The following is an 18,405-nucleotide window of genomic DNA, read 5'->3' as shown; positions in this document are numbered from 1 at the left end:
TTGTGCGGCCTTTTTTGCTGCGCTCCGAAAATAAAGCAATATAAATTTTAAAACGTCCATTGTGATGAGGGAAAGGAAGTGCACGAATGAATTTTCGTGAAATGACAAAGGAACAATTAACGGAAGAATCGTTAATTAACTTAGCTTATGCAATTTTAAATGAAAAACGTGCCTCAGTGTCTTTTAATGACTTATTAACAATACTTCAAGAGCTTACAGGCTATAGTGATGAAGAAATGAAAGCTCGCCTACTACAATTTTACACAGATTTAAATGTAGAAGGTCGCTTCTTATTCAATCAGGAAACTGGCTGGGGCTTACGTGAATGGTATAAAGTTGAACAGATTGAAGAAGAAACAGCTCCTTCTGTTAAAACGCATAAGAAAAAATCTAAAGCTGCCCTTGAGGATGAAGAAGATTTAGATGAAGATTTAGAAGAAGAAGAAATTGACTTTGATGAAGACTATGAAGAATTCGTTGAAGAAGATGATCTAGATGAAGATGATGATAAAGAAGATATTGATTTTGAAGATGAAGAAGATTTAGAAGACATCGATGAGGATATCGACGAAGACTTCGCCGATGAAGATGATGAGGAATTTGAAGACGAAGAGGAAGAAGTCTAAGATAATGACTCTTTGAATTTTCTTTCTTTTATACTTGAATTAAAAAATCTTGACTTCTATCGCGGTTCCGTTTAATCTTTTACTTGGGCTCCTTAATTAAAGGAGAAAGACCGTGTATGTAATACGCTCCCCCTGCAAACCTATGCAGGAGGGGCGTTTTTTTTGTTTTTTCAACTTTATTCAGTTGACTCTCCCAAGCTTATTGCTACAGAAATGAATATAAATGTTCCAAATCATTCATGATGTATAGTAATTGGTGACTGAATAAATATTGAAGCTTCTAAGTAGAAAAGAGATAGAAACGATTACAGCTTCGAATCGACTACATTTTGTAGGCATTCTCGGCTTTTCTTATTTTAGGGATAAGAAATTTTTAGCCTATCGAGACATTTGCATCGTTGTACGGTTAGCGTAGGACGTGAATGCACTTTTCTTACTAACAATTTCTAGAACAACATAAGGAGGAATTTTTTCATGACGAAGTATATTTTTGTAACAGGTGGGGTTGTGTCATCACTTGGAAAAGGGATTGTAGCAGCATCTCTAGGTCGTTTATTAAAAAATCGCGGATTAGAAGTAACGATTCAAAAATTTGACCCATATATCAATATTGACCCAGGTACAATGAGCCCTTATCAACATGGTGAGGTTTTCGTAACAGATGACGGCGCAGAAGCTGACTTAGACTTAGGTCACTACGAACGTTTCATTGATATTAACCTAGGAAAACATTCTACTGTAACATCAGGTCGTGTTTATCAGTCTGTATTACAAAAAGAACGCCGTGGTGATTACAACGGTGGAACAGTACAAGTAATTCCTCACATTACTAATGAAATCAAAGATCGTATTCAACGAGCTGGTCGCGAAACAAATGCAGACGTTGTCATTACAGAAGTAGGCGGGACAGTAGGAGATATTGAGTCACTACCATTCCTTGAAGCAATTCGCCAAATGAAAACAAATTTAGGCCATAACAATGTGATGTATGTTCATTGTACGCTTATTCCTTATATTAAAGCTGCGGGCGAGCTAAAAACAAAGCCAACTCAGCATTCTGTAAAAGAATTACGTTCTTTAGGTATTCAACCAAATATTATCGTTGTGCGTACAGAGCAAGAAGTGCCTCAAGAAATGAAAGAAAAATTAGCTTTATTCTGTGATGTTCAACCACATGAAATTATTGAATCTCGCGATGCAGAACATTTATATGAAGTACCATTAAATCTTCATGCACAAGATATCGATGATATTGTTCTTGACCATTTTGGCATTGAAGCTCCAGAGGCGGATATGGAAGAATGGCGTGAGCTTGTAGCGAAAGTGAAGAGCTTACCAAATAAACGAAAAGTAGCATTAGTTGGTAAATATGTAGAACTACAAGATGCTTACATTTCTGTTGTAGAGGCGTTAAAACATGCAGGCTATGCATTTAATTCTGATATTGAAATTGACTGGATTAATGCTGAACATGTAGATGCTGACAATGTAGCTTCATTATTAAAAGGTGCTGACGCAATTTTAGTACCAGGTGGCTTTGGTGATCGTGGAGTTGAAGGTAAAATTTTAGCGACACAATATGCTCGTGAAAATGATGTACCATTCTTAGGTATTTGCCTAGGTATGCAACTTGCGACAATAGAATTTGCTCGCAATGTACTTGGCTTAAAAGGTGCACATTCTACAGAGCTTGATGCAAATACAGAATATCCTATTATTGACTTCTTACCAGATCAAAACGACAGTGTAGACATTGGTGGTACATTACGTTTAGGTTTATATCCATGTAAGTTAAAGGATGGCTCAAAGGCAAGTCAAGCATACGGTAAAGAGCTTGTTTATGAACGCCACCGCCATCGTTATGAATTTAACAATGAATATCGTGAAGCAATGGAAGCTGCAGGTCTTGTCTTCTCAGGTACAAGCCCTGATGGTAAATTAGTGGAAATTATTGAGTTACCAGAAAAGAATTTCTTCGTAGCATGCCAATTCCATCCAGAGTTAGTATCACGTCCAAATCGTTCACAACCATTGTTCCGTGATTTTATCGGAGCAACATTTAAATAATAAAAAAGAGTTGTCTCGCGCTGAGACAACTCTTTTTTAGATCCTTTATAACTCTTCGTCATCAAGACCAAGCATTTCATCATAAGCGATTTTTACGGCTTCATAAACAAAAAGTGCAGCAATAGCATGTGGCACAACTATGCGCTCTCCTAAATCGTTCGGTAATAAACCACCTCGTATGCGTGTAGAAATATACGTATACGCAAAATCTGCTAGTGGATTTTCAGAATCTGCTACTTCGCTAGCAACTGCTGCAAATGGAATAAAATTGTTATTGAGTTGTTGTGCTAAAGCTAATGCCTCTTCATCATGTGCACTCCGTGTAAAAATGCATACACGATCAGCTTCTGTTATTATTGTATCCTTTGTCCATGGCACTAGCTTGGTAAAACGTTCAACTGCTTGACATGCATTTAACTCGACAACTTGCATCTCACCAAAGCATGCGAAATAGACATTTCCTTCGCCTATACCTGCTTGAGCAAGTAATCTTGCCGTTTCTTCAATAGCGTCCTCTTCATTTTGTGTTATTCTTTGAAATAACCCACTTAGTTGTGTTGTTAGTATTTTTGACATGGTCCCACCTCAATCAATATTATATGTTTGGGAAGAACATAAAGCAAAAGTAGTTAATTTATAATACTAGAAGGTATTAAGAAATTGAAGGAGAATAATACATAATATAGGAAGTTTTTTGCAAGAATAATAACTAAAAAGGGCGGAATGAAATGTGAAACGAGTACTAATTGTCGATGATCAACCTGGAATTCGTTTGCTTTTAAATGAAGTTGTGAAAAAAGAAGGTTATATTACATATTTAGCTGCAAATGGTATTGAAGCACTGCGATATGCAGAAGAGGGTATGGATTGTGTTCTATTAGACATGAAAATACCAGGGATGGATGGCATTGAAATTTTAAAGCGCTTAAAAGAGAAGTGGCCACAACTCCCGGTATTTATGATGACTGCATATGGTGAACTAGATGTTGTGCAGGAAGCATTAGATTTAGGAGCAATTCGATATTTTACTAAGCCTTTTGATATTTTTGAAGTGCGTGATGAGGTTAATAAAACATTACAAGTTTAGATGAACAGGCAGTGGTCAACACCGCCTGTTTTTCATGGTTGTTATACGTTTAGTAGAATTTTTTTTACCGTTTCATCTTCACTTTGTTTCTAAATACCATATATATGTGGCATAAGTTTTAACAGATGTCATCCCCAACTTTTAATGAAGAGCCAAATATATTAAAAAAGATAAACATTGCCGTTAGCTTTCGTGCAGAAAATAAAACGCTGTCGCTTCGCTTTCGCGTAACCTCCGTTTCGTTGCACTGCACTACGGTTGACACTGCCGCTGCGTTGCACTTCGCTTTCGTGTAGAAAATAAAAGCCCCTGCTTTTCAGGGGCTTTTATTTTTGCTATGATTAAATAGCATATTTATGTAGAAAGAATAGTCCTATGAGGAGGATTTTTAGTATGGCATTAGTATCTATGAAAGAGATGTTAATTAAAGCAAAGGCAGAAGGTTATGCGGTGGGTCAGTTCAACATCAACAACCTTGAATGGACTCAGGCAATTTTACAAGCAGCTGAAGAAGAAAAATCTCCAGTGATTCTAGGTGTTTCTGAAGGTGCCGGTAAATATATGGGCGGATTTATTTCTGTTGTACACATGGTCAAAGGTTTAATGGAATCTTATGGCACTACAGTACCAGTGGCTATTCATCTTGATCATGGTTCAAGCTTTGAAAAATGTAAAGAAGCTATTGATGCAGGTTTCACTTCAGTTATGATTGATGCATCTCATCATCCATTCGAAGAAAACATTGCAACTACATCAAAAGTGGTTGAATACGCTCATTCTAAAGGTGTTTCTGTGGAAGCTGAGCTTGGCACAGTTGGTGGTGACGAGGATGGCGTAATCGGTGGTATTATGTACGCTGATCCAGAAGAATGCCGTAAAATGGTTGAGTTAACAGCTATCGATTGCTTAGCACCAGCACTTGGCTCTGTACACGGTCCTTACAAAGGAGAACCAAACTTAGGCTTTAAAGAAATGGAAGAAATCTCAAAATTAGCAGACCTTCCATTAGTATTACATGGCGGTACTGGTATCCCAACAAAAGATATTCAACGCTCAATTTCATTAGGTACAGCAAAAATTAACGTTAATACTGAAAATCAAATTGCTGCAACAAAAGTAATCCGTGAAATTCTTGATAATGATAAAGTTGTTTATGATCCACGTAAATTCCTTGCACCAGCACGTGAAGCGATTAAAGCAACAGTAATTGGGAAAATTCGCGAATTTGGCAGTGCACAAAAAGCATAATTTTTGCATTTAATAAGTTAAAAAAGCATAGATGAATACACATAATAAGAGAAGCGTTGATGCCGTTATCGACCTTCTCTTGTTTTTGAAATAAAAAAATTAGGCAAATATTCAATTATAAGGCTCATCATTAAATGTTGGGGTTGGAGGATGACATTATTTACAACGTATTCCATGTAAATAAATTGGAACGGGAATCAACCCACTTTATAGTGATGGACAAAACAGTGATCAGGAGGGAATATAATGAAATTTTTCATTGATACAGCAAACTTTGAAGAGATTAAAGAAGCACACGCATGGGGTATTTTATCAGGAGTTACAACAAACCCATCATTAGTTGCCAAAGAAGAGAATGTTTCTTTCCATGATCGACTTCGTGAAATTTCAGAGCTTGTAGACGGCTCAGTAAGTGGGGAAGTAATTGCACTTGATGCAGAAGGCATGATTAAAGAAGGCTTAGAATTGGCTGCTATTGCTCCGAATATTACAGTTAAATTACCAATGACTCCAGCTGGCTTAGAGGCGTGTCGTTTCTTTGCAGACAAAGGTATTAAAACAAACGTAACATTAATTTTTAGTGCAAACCAAGCATTAATGGCTGCTCGTGCAGGTGCAACATATGTATCACCATTTATCGGTCGTTTAGATGATATGGGGCAAAATGGTGTAGAGCTAATCGAAACAATTGCAGATATTTTCACAATCCATAATATCGACACGCAAATTATCGCTGCTTCTATTCGCCATCCACAGCATGTAACAGCAGCAGCACTTGCGGGTGCACATATTTCAACTACTCCTTTTAAAGTATTAAAGCAACTTTTCAACCATCCATTAACGGAAAAAGGAATTGAAGGATTTTTAGCGGATTGGAATAAGAGAAAAGGCGAATAATAAGATTATATAGTGAGCCATTAGCAAAAAAATTACTTTCCAATCATGAGGGAGAACGCAAAATGGATGTTTATAAAATTACAGGCGAAAATCGTCTACAAGGTACAATTAAAGTTAGTGGTGCAAAAAATAGTGCAGTCGCCTTAATTCCTGCATCAATTTTGGCGAACTCTCCAGTGACAATTGGAGGGTTACCAGAAATTTCTGATGCTTGGACATTAAAGGCTTTATTAGAGGAAATCGGTGGGGAAGTTTCATTTGAGGATGGCACAATGACAATTGATCCAACGGACATGATTGCGTTGCCATTACCAAACGGCAACGTGAAAAAGCTTCGTGCCTCTTATTACTTAATGGGCGCTATGCTTGGTCGCTTTAAAAAAGCAGTAATTGGTTTACCTGGAGGCTGCTTCTTAGGTCCGCGTCCCATTGATCAACATATAAAAGGCTTTGAGGCATTAGGTGCAAAAATCACGAATGAGCATGGCGCAATTTATTTACGTGCGGATGAATTAATTGGTGCTAAAATATTTTTAGACGTTGCCAGTGTTGGAGCAACCATTAATATTATGCTAGCTGCTGTCCTTGCAAAGGGACGAACAGTTATTGAAAATGCAGCGAAAGAACCAGAAATTATTGATGTGGCAACTCTTCTCACTAACATGGGTGCTAATATTAAAGGCGCAGGTACGAGTGTTATTCGTATTGAAGGTGTTGAGGAGCTTCATGGTACAGAGCATACAATTATTCCAGATCGCATTGAAGCTGCTACGTTTATGATTATGGCTGCAGCTTTAGGTGAAGGCGTTACAATCGATAATGTTATTCCATTGCATTTAGAGGCGATTATTGCAAAGCTTCGTGAAATGGGTGTGAAGATTGACATCGGTGAAGAAAGTATTTTTGTGCCAAAAACGGATCTCTCCACATTGCATGCAGTTGATGTTAAAACATTAGTGTATCCAGGGTTCCCAACGGATATTCAACAGCCACTTGCTGTCTTAATGTCCCAGGCATTTGGTTCCTCAAAGGTAACAGATACAATCTATACAGCTCGATTTAAGCATATTGATGAACTTCGTCGTATGAATGCCAATGCACGTGTTGAAGGAAATACAGCTATTATTACAGGGCCTAGTAAATTACAAGGCTCAACTGTAACAGCTACAGATCTCCGTGCTGGTGCCGCATTAGTATTAGCAGGCCTTTTAGCTGAAGGCGAAACAGAAATTCATGATATCTATCATATTGAGCGCGGCTATAGCTCACTTATTGAGAAATTACGTGATTTAGGCGCTAATATTCGACGTGAAACAATAATGGCACGCGTAGCAGAGACGAAGGAATAATGAGAGCTAAAAGTTTTGAACTAACTATGTTACAATAGAGGTAATTTGAATGTTTCGGCGAAGAAGTGTGCCGATAACGGGAGGCAAATAGAACAATGGAACGTAGTTTATCGATGGAAGTAGTCCGAGTAACAGAAGCAGCAGCAATCGCATCCGGGAAATGGATGGGTCGCGGTTTAAAAATTGAGGCAGATGATGCAGCAACGACAGCGATGCGCGCAATGTTCGATACAATTCCAATGCATGCTACAGTAGTGATTGGTGAAGGTGAAATGGATGAAGCACCAATGCTTTATATTGGTGAAGAGCTGGGCTTGCGTAATGGAGGTCCTCAAGTAGATATCGCAGTTGACCCATTAGAAGGTACAAATATTGTGGCCAAGGGTACAAATGGTGCAATGACAGTTCTTGCCATTGCAGATAAGGGTAATCTGTTAAATGCACCTGATATGTACATGGAGAAAATTGCAGTAGGACCGGAAGCGGCTGGTAAAGTCGATATTAATGCTTCTGTTACTTATAACTTACTACAGGTAGCAAAAGCTAAAAATAAAGATATTTCAGACGTGGTAGCTACTCTTTTAGATCGACCACGCCACCAAGCGATTGTTGATGAAATCAGAGAAGCTGGGGCGCGCATTAAATTTATTCAAGACGGCGATGTTGGAGCCGCTATCAATACAGCTTTTGATGAAACCGGCATTGATATTATGTTTGGTACAGGTGGTGCACCAGAGGGTGTAATTTCAGCTGTTGCATTAAAATGTTTAGGTGGAGACTTCCAAGCGAAACTAGTGCCAGAAGATGAGGAACAGTTAGAACGCTGCAGAAAAATGGGTGTAGACGTAGAAAAAGTTCTTCATTTAGATGACCTAGTTAAAGGTGACGATGCTATTTTTGCAGCGACAGCTGTAACAGATTGCGAGTTATTAAAAGGCGTTCAGTATAAAGGGGCTTATGCTTTAACACACTCTGTTGTTATGCGAGCTAAATCTGGAACTGTCCGTTTTGTAGAAGGTCGTCACGCTCTTGATAAAAAACCTAGCTATAAATAAAATTTTCTTCTAAAATATACCTAGTGCATCTTTTGCGCTAGGTACCTTCTTCTAAATTTAAACCATCCCATAGTTTATAAGGTTTGGCAATTTGATTGGTGTACTTGAGATAAAAGAGAAAGTGTACAGGTGCAAAAATCAACTTTAGAACTGAGCCTTTCGTAAAAAAAACTTCTATGATAATCCCAAAAATTGCATTATATTTTGAAAAAGACTGGAGTTGTGCATATGTCTGCATTGACAATCGCTCAATTAGAAAACATGACGTTAAAAGAGCTTTACGCCCTTGCACGCCAATATAAAATTTCATATTATAGCAAGCTAACGAAAAAAGAATTAATCTTTGCTATTTTGAAAACGCGTTCAGAGCAAGAGGGCTATTTCTTTATGGAAGGTGTACTAGAAATTGTTTCGCAAGAGGGCTTCGGCTTCCTTCGACCAATTAACTACTCTCCAAGTAAAGAGGATATTTATATTTCTGCTTCTCAGATTCGTCGCTTTGATCTACGAAATGGGGACAAGGTATCTGGTAAGGTGCGTCCACCTAAAGAAAATGAACGCTATTATGGACTACTACAAGTGGATGCTGTTAACGGTGAAGACCCAGAAGTGGCAAAGGAACGTGTGCATTTTCCTGCATTAACGCCTTTATATCCTGACCGACAAATTAAGCTTGAAACAACTCAACGTAATTTATCGACTCGTATTATGGATTTAGTAGCACCTGTAGGCTTTGGACAACGTGGATTAATCGTTGCACCACCAAAGGCAGGGAAAACTTCGTTACTAAAAGAGATCGCGAATGCGATTACAACAAATTATCCTGACGCAGAGTTAATTGTCTTACTTATTGACGAACGCCCTGAGGAAGTAACTGATATTGAACGTTCTGTGAATGCAGATGTAGTGAGCTCGACTTTCGATGAGGTCCCAGAAAATCATGTGAAAGTTGCAGAAATTGTGTTAGAACGTGCACGCCGTTTAGTTGAGCATAAGCGTGATGTTATTATTTTAATGGACTCCATTACACGTTTAGCACGCGCTTATAACTTAGTTATTCCACCGAGCGGTCGTACGCTTTCAGGTGGTATTGATCCTGCTGCATTCCATAGACCAAAACGATTCTTTGGATCTGCACGTAATATTGAAGAAGGCGGTAGCTTAACAATTTTAGCGACAGCTTTAGTGGATACAGGATCTCGTATGGATGAGGTTATTTATGAGGAGTTTAAAGGGACAGGTAATTTAGAGCTTCATCTTGATCGCCAATTAGCAGAGCGTCGTATTTTCCCTGCGCTTGATATCCGTCGTTCAGGTACACGTAAGGAAGAGCTTCTGCTTGCGCCTGAGCAACTTGAAAAGCTATGGGCAATTCGTAAAACATTCTCGGACGCACCTGATTTTGCGGAGCGCTTCATGAAAAAATTACGTACAACAAAATCAAATGAAGAGTTCTTTGAAAAGCTTAATGAAGATATGAAAAAAGCTACTAAAGGTAAAGGGCTTCTATAAAACATGAATCACCATTGACTAGATCATAGTCGGTGGTGATTTTTTTGCATTAACAGTTCTGCAAAATATGTACTACAAATGGCAGTCAGGCTCTATTCAAGGGCATTTATTTCGATTACCACAAGTGCTAGGTGCAGCATAGTAGGTGTTATATAGAGCCAGATGCACCGAAAGTAGCGTACGTGTCCTCCCACAACATCTATTCAAAGAAAGGAATAAAAAAGCATCATGACTATCGTGAGGTGCGCGGTTAACTAGTACTAAAAGTGAATTATAAATATTTTCTCTTGAAATAAACAAAATAACTATGCTATACTTCAAAAGTATGCAACGTGTACATATGTAGCTGACATATTCGAGCTATGTAAGGTACAGTTCGATATTACTCTGTTCCAGATGGTTCAGGGCGAGAGGAGAAAACGAATATGAAACAAGGAATTCATCCAGACTACAAAGTAGCAACAGTAACTTGCTCTTGTGGTAACACTTTCCAAACTGGTTCAGTAAAAGAAAACATCGTTGTCGAGTTCTGCAACGAATGTCACCCATTCTATACTGGCCGTCAAAAATTCGCGTCTAATGATGGTCGCGTGGATCGTTTCAACAAAAAATACGGTCTTAAAAACTAATGTTAGTTTAATACCTGCCAAGCATGTGCTTGGCAGGTATTTTTTTCAGTATATCAAAGTAATAAGATCACGTTGATGCAAGTCTTTTCAAAATCCAGATTGACAAAAAGAAAGGGAGAAGACACATGGCACAGCTATATTTTAAGCATGGCGCAATGAATAGTGGTAAATCCATAGAAATTCTAAAAGTTGCGCATAACTATGAAGAACAACAAAAACCTGTAATGATGTTTACACCAGGCATAGATACGCGAGATGAAGTAGGTTTTATCTCAAGTCGAGTAGGCTTACGTCAACAAGCCATTCCTGTTAATGATGATACAAATATTTTTGAGCTAGTAAAAAACAATGCTGTAAAACCATATTGTGTACTTGTTGATGAAGTACAATTTCTAAAAAAAGAGCATGTTTTGCAGTTAGCATATATCGTAGATGAGTTAGATATTCCGGTCATGGGCTTCGGTCTAAAAAACGATTTCCAAAATGAGTTATTTGAAGGCAGTCAGTACATGCTTACATATGCAGATAAAATTGAGGAAATGAAAACAATTTGTTGGTTCTGTCATAAAAAAGCGACAATGAATTTACGTGTTGATGAAGGTGGAAAACCTGTTTATACAGGAGATCAAATTCAAATTGGAGGAAATGATTCCTACTATCCAGTTTGTCGAAAGTGTCACGCACATCCGCCACTATAACGCTAAGAAAAAGTAGCGTACAAAAGAAATTTTCCTTATACTAAGTAGTGGAAAGAAAGAATGTTCATAAACAACCATTACGCCTGAGCGAGATTCTAATGTAGAGTTACTCTTTTCAAGTTAGGGTGCTACGACCATAAAAGAGGAAACGTTTTAAAAAACTAAATAGAGGTGAAATCCATGTTTGATCGATTACAAGCAGTGGAGGATCGTTACGAAAGACTAACGGAGCTTTTAAGTGATCCTGATATTGTGAATGACAATAAAAAATTACGTGAATATTCCAAGGAACAATCAGATATCCAGGAAACTGTAGATGCTTATCGTGAATATAAAAGTGTAAAAGAACAATTAGTTGATACACGTGAGATGCTAGATAGTGAAAAAGATCCTGATATGCACGAAATGGTAAAAGAAGAATTCAATATGCTGAAAGATCAGCAAGAAGAGTTAGAAGAACGTTTACGTATTCTATTAATTCCAAAAGATCCTAATGATAATAAAAACGTTATTATGGAGATTCGTGGTGCAGCTGGTGGAGACGAGGCGAATATTTTTGCTGGAGATTTGTTCCGTATGTACTCTCGTTATGCGGAGACACAAGGCTGGAAAATTGACATAATGGAAGCGACGCCAAACCCAATGGGCGGCTATAAAGAAGTTATTTTTATGATTAATGGTCAAGGTGCATATTCTAAATTCAAGTTTGAAAATGGTGCACACCGTGTGCAACGTGTACCTGCAACGGAATCTCAAGGGCGTATTCATACATCGACATCGACAGTAGCCTGCTTACCTGAAGTGGAAGAAGTAGATGTTGAAATCCATGAAAAAGATATCCGTGTTGATACATTTGCATCTTCTGGTGCAGGTGGTCAATCGGTAAATACAACGATGTCAGCTGTGCGTATGACCCACTTACCAACAGGTGTTGTTGTATCGATGCAGGATGAACGTTCGCAAATTAAAAACCGTGAAAAGGCGATGAAAATTCTACGTGCTCGTGTTGCTGATAAATATATGCAAGAAGCACAAAAAGAAATCGATGCCACACGTAAATCAGCTGTAGGTTCAGGCGATCGCTCTGAGCGTATTCGCACATACAATTATCCACAAAACCGTGTAACAGACCACCGTATTGGTTTAACGATTCAAAAGCTAGACCAAATCGTCGAAGGTAGACTTGACGAAATCATTGATGCACTCATTTTAGAAGAGCAAGCATCAAAGTTAGAGCGATTAAATGATGACCTATAATAATGTAATGGAGGCCCTTCAATGGGCTTCTTCTTTTTTAGTGGATCATGGTTGTGAGGAAACAGCAGCCCGCATTGTCATGCAGCATGTACTTGGCACAAGTTATTCAGAAGTGATGTTGCATTTACCGGACGTATTAACAGCTGAACAAAAAGATCAATTTAAAGAATTAATCGAAGAGCATGCGAGTGGACGACCTGTACAGTATTGCGTTGGCAGTGAAGAATTTTATGGTCGTTCATTTATTGTCGATGAGTCAGTGCTTATTCCTAGACCTGAGACAGAGGAATTAGTGCTTGGAACAATCAATCGCATGAAAAAAATGTTTCATCATAGCGCATTGAAGCTTGCAGATATAGGAACTGGTAGTGGTGCAATTGCCATTTCTATGAAGTTAGAATGTCCAGAGCTAACAGTCGTAGCCACTGATTTATCTGAAGCTGCTTTAACTACAGCACAAAACAATGCCCAAAGATTAGCGGTGGATATTGATTTCCGATTAGGCGATTTAACGGCTCCTCTTGTAGGTGAAAAATTCGATATTGTGTTATCTAATCCGCCTTATATTGCTTTTGATGAAGCGAAAGAGATGTCTAGTACTGTGCTAGAGCATGAACCACATAGTGCTCTTTTTGCAGAAGAAGACGGACTTATTTTATATAGAAAATTGGCTGAGCAGCTACCAACCCTTATGAATAAACCAGCCCTCATTGGCCTTGAAATCGGTTATACACAAGGGGAGCAGGTGGCTCAATTCTTTAAAAATAGTTTTCCACAGGCTACAGTTTCGATAGAAAAAGATATTAATGGTAAGCCACGAATGATTTTTTGTGAAATTCATGTATAAAGTATCTACTTCTTGCCAACAATGTTGAGCAAGGAGGGATTTTTATGTTAAACGAATACAAGATTATTAGATTACCTAAACAAAATATTTTTCTAGCTTTTGCAAGACTAGTATTAGTTGCGATTGCTTTACAATTATGTATTTTATATATTCCATCATTAGTAGGTTTTGCGAAAGAAGCTACGGATTATGAGCAAGAAAATGATTTTCGTATCCGCGTTATTGCCAATAGTAATACGACACAGGATCAGCTTGAAAAGGAGCAGCTTGTCAAAGATTTAAAGCCGTATTTTAAGCAAGTTGTAGCTAGTGCTGAAGCAGGAATTGTGGATAACGAGCAAATTATTTCATTAAAACAAGAAATCGAAGCAGAAATAAAAGAAAAATATCCACAACTTGATACACAGATTGTACTTGGGGATAACTTATTTCCACCAAAGAGACAGAATGCTGCGCTTTATCCACAAAATGTGTATCATTCTATTGTTGTGAAAATCGGCGATGCACGTGGTGATAACTGGTGGTGTAGCATATTCCCATCAGTTTGTGAGCCTGATAAAGAAGAACAAACAGAAGAAGAGGAAGAACAAGTTACATTCTTTATATGGGAATGGATTAAAGGTTTTTTTGAATGAATTGTGCACAAATTCAGATAACTTATACACAATTTTTGATAAGTTATAAACATTATGTGGATAATTCAGTAAAATCAAAAATTGAAGGAAGGTTTTAATCATGGAAACCGTTTGCAAGATTGTGGATAGTAATGTGAATAGTCAGATAAATTATGCACAGGCTGTGGATATCTTAAATGCGGGTGAGGTTGTGGCATTTCCTACAGAAACGGTTTATGGCTTAGGAGCTGTTGCTACAAATGACATAGCAGTAAAAAAGATATTTGAAGCAAAAGGTCGTCCTTCAGACAATCCATTAATTGTCCACATTGGCACGAAAGAGGAAGTTGAACTCTATATAGAACATATTTCTGAAGTAGCCAAAAAATGCATGGATTTATTTTGGCCAGGTCCACTGACACTTGTTATGCCTGTAAAGCCAAATGTACTGGCAAACAGTGTGACAGCTGGGCTAAAGACTGTCGGCATCCGCATGCCAGATCATCCAGTTGCACTCGCATTACTTCAACAATTAAAGAAGCCACTTGCTGCGCCGAGTGCGAATCGTAGTGGAAAGCCAAGTCCAACAGAAGCAATCCATGTTCAAGATGATTTGAAAGGGTACATACCTTATATTTTAGATGGAGGTTCTACTGGAATTGGATTCGAATCCACAGTGTTAGATGTTACACACGAACCTCCAGTTATTTTGCGTCCAGGTGGAATCACTAAGGAAATGCTAGAGGCTAAGATTGGTCCTGTTCTTCAGCCGACAAAAATAGAACAAAAACTAGAGGCTACTCCAAAAGCCCCTGGTATGAAATATACACACTATGCTCCAAACGCCCCCGTACGATTAATTGAATGCGAGTTGCAGAAAGTGAACGAGGCTGTCCATCAATTACAAACACAAGGGCATAAAGTAGCACTACTTGCACCAGCTAGTTTTGTTAACATCGAGGCTGATTTTTATTTTTCGATAGGAGAAGCTGGTAGTAAAGAAGAAATGGGTGCGACATTGTACCATGCATTAAGAGCCTGTGATAAAACAGCAGCTACAATTATCTTAGCGACCACTACATCGACTGACGGGGTAGGGGCTGCAATTATGAATCGACTTGAAAAAGCTGCTGGTGGTAAATGGTATACTCCGTAAAAAGCAATCTTTCTATAATAAAGGTCCATCACCAAAAGTTGTGGATAACATTTGCGCCCTGTCGGAACGGAAATCAACCACACGTTAGGTGATGAGCCATAATAAATGAAAAAAAGTATGCTAGAAAGTTACTTCTGGCATACTTTTTTTGTTATGAAGATAAAAATCTGCTTAGACGCTTGTTTTCACGCCATAGTGGTGGAAAGCGGAGCGAATTTTTACTATAACGGAAGATGGTTGCTAGTGTTGATGGGACTTTTAACACCTTGTTTCTAAGAAAAAAGGATTATGATAATACTGCATTTTCGAGCATAAAATGATAAAATATTAGGGAGTGAAGGAGTGCTTTCTTGCAGGGAATTCTTGCAGGTATTATAACGTCTGTAGATGTGATTGGTTTATATGTATTAATACCAAATGTTAGATATCGATTATTTTTATCAGTGTGGACAGCTGCTCTGCACATGCTTTTTCCGTTAGTAGGCTTCGAAATAGGAAGCTATTTAGTTCGTTTCCTATTAGAATGGGGGCAATGGATTTCAAGTATTTTATTATTTTGTATTGGCTTACATATACTATTATTCTCACAGAAAGAGGAAAAAGTAACGATTTCACCAATACTTTTAGCTGTGACTGCAAGCCTAGACACCTTTTCAGTAAGTATTTCTTTTGGTATGCTAAATTTGGAGAAAACATTATTTATTATTAGTGCAGGTGTGAGTGCTCTTATTTGCTCTTATGGGTCATTAGTAATTGCACGTAGAAGTCAGGTCTTATTTGGGGATAAATTACAAAGAATTACAGGAATTATTTTAATCATTATGAGTTTTTTAGCTTTCTTGCAATAGAGAAAACAATGGAGGGTGATAAGTGTGAAAATACTATTTGTTTGTACCGGGAATACTTGTCGCAGTCCGATGGCAGAAGTTATTTTAAAACATCAACAAATTGGGCATATTGAAGTCCGGTCAGCAGGTATTTATGCCATTCCTAATGATAAGATGTCTGCACATGCGCAACAAGTATTAAATAAAGCAAATATGACACATCAGCATTTAGCAACACAATTATCTATAACTGAAATGGAATGGGCTGATTTAATTTTAACAATGACAACTGCCCATAAAGATACAATCATCGCTAATTATCCTCATGCAGAACAAAAAGTTTTTACTTTAAAAGAGTATACAAGCGAAGGTAGCACAGGAAATGTTGTAGATCCTTATGGTGGTAGTAAAGAAATTTATGAAATAACATTTGCAGAATTAAAAGAATTGGTAGAACGATTAGTAAAAAAACTTGAAGAGAATTGAGGAGCTCTATGAAAAAACAGTTTGGCTTACGACTTAAACTAGTATTATTTGTCAGTATTCTAGCACTAATCACATACAGTATCAGTTTTATATTTATCGAATATTTACAACCTACCTTCTTCCCAGAAAGCAATCGTAAACTGTTTGAAATTATTACGTACCTGTTAGGGATTACGTGGTCAGGTATTTTGGCTGCGGTTTTCTGTGTAATTTTAATTAAACCTTTACAGCAGCTTGAAAATTCTGCTTCCCGTGTGGCGGATGGGAAAATTGGACAAGATGTAGAAATGCCGAATACAAATGATGAGATTCGTTCTGTTGCAGAAGCATTCCAGCAAATGGTGTTAAATTTACGACAAATGGTGGAAAGTATAGACCAGAACTTCCAACAAACAAATCAATCGATTATCCACCTATCTGATGAAGCGGCTGTTGCAACAAAAAAGGCAGAGCGTATCTCCTTTACGGTTAAACAGATTTCTACAGGTGCAGAGGCTTCTGCTACAGCAGTGCAAGACACAGTTGAAGCGATTGAAGATGTACGAGCTCTCGCTACAGAAGTGAATAGTAGAGCTGATGCATCAGCAACGCAATCCAAAGAGATCCTACATAATTTAACGACAACTACTAAAGCAATCGAAACGTTAGTGAATAGTATTCAACAAATTGCGGCCGGCAATAATGAAGCATTAGAGAGCATTCGTTTATTAGAAGATAATGCTGGACAGGTAGAGCGCATCATTGGCTTAGTTGGCGATATTGCAGCACAAACAAATTTACTAGCCTTAAATGCTTCGATTGAGGCAGCACGTGCTGGAGAACATGGAAAAGGCTTTGCTGTAGTAGCGGAAGAGGTTCGTAGCTTGGCTGATGAGAGTGCTAAAGCGGTGCAAGGTATTACGTCTCTTATTCAATCCATGCAAGGAAACGTTGGGGTTGTTGTAAAACAAATGAATCAGCAAGTGGCATTTGCGACAAAGGAAGCTGCACGTGTATCAGAAACGACGACAGCGGTAGAAGGCATGTCTTCAAGTGTACATGAAATGGCAAGTGCAATTGTAGAAATTTCTGCACTGATTGAACAACAAATGCATAATATTGAAACAACTGCGCGTCAATCTCAAGAAGTTGCAGCTATTGCTCAAGAAACGTCAGCGGGTGCACAAGAGGTCAGCAGTGCAACGGAAGAACAGGCATATGCCATTGAGCAAGTAGAGCAATTAGCAGAAAGCTTGAAAAAACAATCAGCAGAGCTATATAAAATGATTCAACAATTTGATAGACAAGCATAGCTGTCATTTTAAACTGTAGACAAACTCGGATCTTAACTGAGTTGGCTACAGTTTTTTTAATTTTATATTAAATCTAAAGCGACGGATAGAACAGCTAGGGCGACGGATAGAGTCAAGGAAGCGACGGAAGAAAGGCGAGAGCGACGAAAAGAATAGTTAAAGCGACGGATGGAAATCAGAGCGACGGATAGAACAGTCAAAGCGACGGAAAGAAGAGCCGAAGCGACGGAAAGAAGAGTCCAAACGACGGATAGAACCAAGGAAGTGACGGAAAGAAGAAGCCGAGCGACGGATAGCCAAGGAAGTGACGGAAAGAAGAGTCCAAACGACGGATAGAACCAAGGAAGCGACGGAAAGAAGAAGCCGAGCGACGGATAGCCGACAAAGTGACGGAAAGAAGAGTCCGAACGACGGATAGGACAGTCAAAGTGACGGAAAGAAGAGTCCAAACGACGGATAGCCAACGAAGCGACGGAAAGAAGAGCCCGAACGACGGATAGAACCAAGGAATCGACGGAAAGAAGAGTCCAAACGACGGATAGCCAACGAATCGACGGAAAGAAGAGTCCGAACGACGGATAGAACCGACGAAGTGACGGAAAGAAGAAGCCAAACGACGGATAGTCAACGAAGCGACGGAAAGAAGAGTCCGAACGACGGATAGGACAGTCAAAGTGACGGAAAGAAGAGTCCAAACGACGGATAGCCAAGGAAGTGACGGAAAGAAGAGTCCAAACAACGGATAGAACCGACGAAGC

The 18,405-nt window shown here is 38.5% G+C and carries 19 protein-coding genes; 17 read left to right on the top strand and 2 right to left on the bottom strand.

Going from position 1 to position 18,405, the window contains the following annotated elements; all coding sequences use genetic code 11:
- Positions 1 to 86 precede the first annotated feature (86 nt).
- On the top strand, positions 87 to 626 hold the full coding sequence (gene rpoE, locus BFJ97_RS21575; RefSeq protein WP_068986683.1) for a DNA-directed RNA polymerase subunit delta: 540 nt from the start codon (positions 87 to 89) through the stop codon (positions 624 to 626).
- Between the two features lie 474 nt (positions 627 to 1,100).
- Positions 1,101 to 2,693, top strand: coding sequence for a CTP synthase (locus BFJ97_RS21570; protein WP_068986682.1), 1,593 nt, complete (start codon positions 1,101 to 1,103; stop codon positions 2,691 to 2,693).
- 45 nt (positions 2,694 to 2,738) lie between these two features.
- Here BFJ97_RS21570 and BFJ97_RS21565 read toward each other — a convergent pair whose 3' ends face one another.
- Positions 2,739 to 3,269: a DUF2529 family protein gene (locus BFJ97_RS21565; protein WP_068986681.1), complete on the bottom strand. Its 531-nt coding sequence runs from the start codon at positions 3,267 to 3,269 to the stop codon at positions 2,739 to 2,741.
- Between the two features lie 154 nt (positions 3,270 to 3,423).
- On the opposite strand from BFJ97_RS21565, the gene BFJ97_RS21560 reads away from it, so the two are divergent.
- The 15 genes from BFJ97_RS21560 (at position 3,424) to BFJ97_RS21485 (ending at position 17,647) form a co-directional block, all read left to right on the top strand.
- Entirely contained in the window at positions 3,424 to 3,780 is a 357-nt protein-coding gene (locus tag BFJ97_RS21560) for a response regulator (RefSeq protein WP_068986680.1), read from the top strand.
- A gap of 393 nt (positions 3,781 to 4,173) precedes the next feature.
- On the top strand, positions 4,174 to 5,028 hold the full coding sequence (locus tag BFJ97_RS21555; RefSeq protein WP_068986679.1) for a class II fructose-bisphosphate aldolase: 855 nt from the start codon (positions 4,174 to 4,176) through the stop codon (positions 5,026 to 5,028).
- Positions 5,029 to 5,274: 246 nt separating this feature from the next.
- Positions 5,275 to 5,925 (top strand): fructose-6-phosphate aldolase, encoded by a 651-nt coding sequence (fsa, locus tag BFJ97_RS21550; protein ID WP_068986678.1) that lies wholly within the window; start codon positions 5,275 to 5,277, stop codon positions 5,923 to 5,925.
- A gap of 62 nt (positions 5,926 to 5,987) precedes the next feature.
- Positions 5,988 to 7,274, top strand: a complete 1,287-nt coding sequence (locus BFJ97_RS21545; RefSeq protein ID WP_068986677.1) for a UDP-N-acetylglucosamine 1-carboxyvinyltransferase — start codon at positions 5,988 to 5,990, stop codon at positions 7,272 to 7,274.
- Between the two features lie 95 nt (positions 7,275 to 7,369).
- On the top strand, positions 7,370 to 8,329 hold the full coding sequence (gene glpX / locus BFJ97_RS21540) for a class II fructose-bisphosphatase (protein ID WP_068986676.1): 960 nt from the start codon (positions 7,370 to 7,372) through the stop codon (positions 8,327 to 8,329).
- A 228-nt stretch (positions 8,330 to 8,557) separates the two neighbouring features.
- A complete protein-coding gene (gene rho / locus BFJ97_RS21530) occupies positions 8,558 to 9,841 on the top strand; it encodes a transcription termination factor Rho (RefSeq protein WP_068986674.1) in 1,284 nt (427 codons plus the stop codon).
- A 425-nt stretch (positions 9,842 to 10,266) separates the two neighbouring features.
- Positions 10,267 to 10,470 (top strand): 50S ribosomal protein L31, encoded by a 204-nt coding sequence (gene rpmE / locus BFJ97_RS21525; RefSeq protein WP_068986673.1) that lies wholly within the window; start codon positions 10,267 to 10,269, stop codon positions 10,468 to 10,470.
- Positions 10,471 to 10,595: 125 nt separating this feature from the next.
- On the top strand, positions 10,596 to 11,168 hold the full coding sequence (locus BFJ97_RS21520; protein WP_068986672.1) for a thymidine kinase: 573 nt from the start codon (positions 10,596 to 10,598) through the stop codon (positions 11,166 to 11,168).
- Positions 11,169 to 11,348: 180 nt separating this feature from the next.
- A complete protein-coding gene (gene prfA / locus BFJ97_RS21515) occupies positions 11,349 to 12,425 on the top strand; it encodes a peptide chain release factor 1 (protein WP_068986671.1) in 1,077 nt (358 codons plus the stop codon).
- Positions 12,412 to 13,272, top strand: coding sequence for a peptide chain release factor N(5)-glutamine methyltransferase (gene prmC, locus BFJ97_RS21510; protein WP_068986670.1), 861 nt, complete (start codon positions 12,412 to 12,414; stop codon positions 13,270 to 13,272). Before prfA ends, prmC begins: the two co-directional genes overlap by 14 nt.
- A gap of 44 nt (positions 13,273 to 13,316) precedes the next feature.
- The gene (locus BFJ97_RS21505; protein ID WP_068986669.1) at positions 13,317 to 13,907 is read left to right on the top strand and encodes a stage II sporulation protein R; all 591 of its coding nucleotides are present in this window, start codon (positions 13,317 to 13,319) and stop codon (positions 13,905 to 13,907) included.
- 100 nt (positions 13,908 to 14,007) lie between these two features.
- Complete coding sequence (locus tag BFJ97_RS21500) at positions 14,008 to 15,042, top strand: L-threonylcarbamoyladenylate synthase (protein ID WP_068986668.1); 1,035 nt, start codon at positions 14,008 to 14,010, stop codon at positions 15,040 to 15,042.
- A 350-nt stretch (positions 15,043 to 15,392) separates the two neighbouring features.
- A complete protein-coding gene (locus BFJ97_RS21495) occupies positions 15,393 to 15,890 on the top strand; it encodes a manganese efflux pump MntP (protein WP_068986667.1) in 498 nt (165 codons plus the stop codon).
- Between the two features lie 24 nt (positions 15,891 to 15,914).
- Positions 15,915 to 16,355, top strand: a complete 441-nt coding sequence (locus BFJ97_RS21490; protein ID WP_068986666.1) for a low molecular weight protein arginine phosphatase — start codon at positions 15,915 to 15,917, stop codon at positions 16,353 to 16,355.
- 8 nt (positions 16,356 to 16,363) lie between these two features.
- Positions 16,364 to 17,647, top strand: coding sequence for a methyl-accepting chemotaxis protein (locus BFJ97_RS21485; protein ID WP_068986665.1), 1,284 nt, complete (start codon positions 16,364 to 16,366; stop codon positions 17,645 to 17,647).
- Between the two features lie 62 nt (positions 17,648 to 17,709).
- Here BFJ97_RS21485 and BFJ97_RS24920 read toward each other — a convergent pair.
- Positions 17,710 to 18,405, bottom strand: a 696-nt coding sequence (locus BFJ97_RS24920) for a hypothetical protein (RefSeq protein ID WP_175401832.1), incomplete at its 5' end; no start/stop codon positions are given.

Source organism: Lysinibacillus xylanilyticus, from assembly GCF_001708185.1.
GTDB classification, from domain to species: Bacteria; Bacillota; Bacilli; order Bacillales_A; family Planococcaceae; genus Lysinibacillus; species Lysinibacillus xylanilyticus_A.
This window is presented reverse-complemented; position numbering and strand designations above follow the sequence as displayed.

Bases quoted from the DNA above. Each gene is read 5' to 3' on its own strand.
- BFJ97_RS21485 (WP_068986665.1), top strand. From the start codon at position 16,364: ATGAAAAAACAGTTTGGCTTACGACTTAAACTAGTATTATTTGTCAGT.
- BFJ97_RS21500 (WP_068986668.1), top strand. From the start codon at position 14,008: ATGGAAACCGTTTGCAAGATTGTGGATAGTAATGTGAATAGTCAGATA.
- BFJ97_RS21545 (WP_068986677.1), top strand. From the start codon at position 5,988: ATGGATGTTTATAAAATTACAGGCGAAAATCGTCTACAAGGTACAATT.
- rho (WP_068986674.1), top strand. From the start codon at position 8,558: ATGTCTGCATTGACAATCGCTCAATTAGAAAACATGACGTTAAAAGAG.
- fsa (WP_068986678.1), top strand. From the start codon at position 5,275: ATGAAATTTTTCATTGATACAGCAAACTTTGAAGAGATTAAAGAAGCA.
- BFJ97_RS21520 (WP_068986672.1), top strand. From the start codon at position 10,596: ATGGCACAGCTATATTTTAAGCATGGCGCAATGAATAGTGGTAAATCC.
- BFJ97_RS21565 (WP_068986681.1), bottom strand. From the start codon at position 3,269: ATGTCAAAAATACTAACAACACAACTAAGTGGGTTATTTCAAAGAATA.
- prmC (WP_068986670.1), top strand. From the start codon at position 12,412: ATGATGACCTATAATAATGTAATGGAGGCCCTTCAATGGGCTTCTTCT.
- glpX (WP_068986676.1), top strand. From the start codon at position 7,370: ATGGAACGTAGTTTATCGATGGAAGTAGTCCGAGTAACAGAAGCAGCA.
- rpoE (WP_068986683.1), top strand. From the start codon at position 87: ATGAATTTTCGTGAAATGACAAAGGAACAATTAACGGAAGAATCGTTA.
- prfA (WP_068986671.1), top strand. From the start codon at position 11,349: ATGTTTGATCGATTACAAGCAGTGGAGGATCGTTACGAAAGACTAACG.
- rpmE (WP_068986673.1), top strand. From the start codon at position 10,267: ATGAAACAAGGAATTCATCCAGACTACAAAGTAGCAACAGTAACTTGC.
- BFJ97_RS21555 (WP_068986679.1), top strand. From the start codon at position 4,174: ATGGCATTAGTATCTATGAAAGAGATGTTAATTAAAGCAAAGGCAGAA.
- BFJ97_RS21570 (WP_068986682.1), top strand. From the start codon at position 1,101: ATGACGAAGTATATTTTTGTAACAGGTGGGGTTGTGTCATCACTTGGA.
- BFJ97_RS21505 (WP_068986669.1), top strand. From the start codon at position 13,317: ATGTTAAACGAATACAAGATTATTAGATTACCTAAACAAAATATTTTT.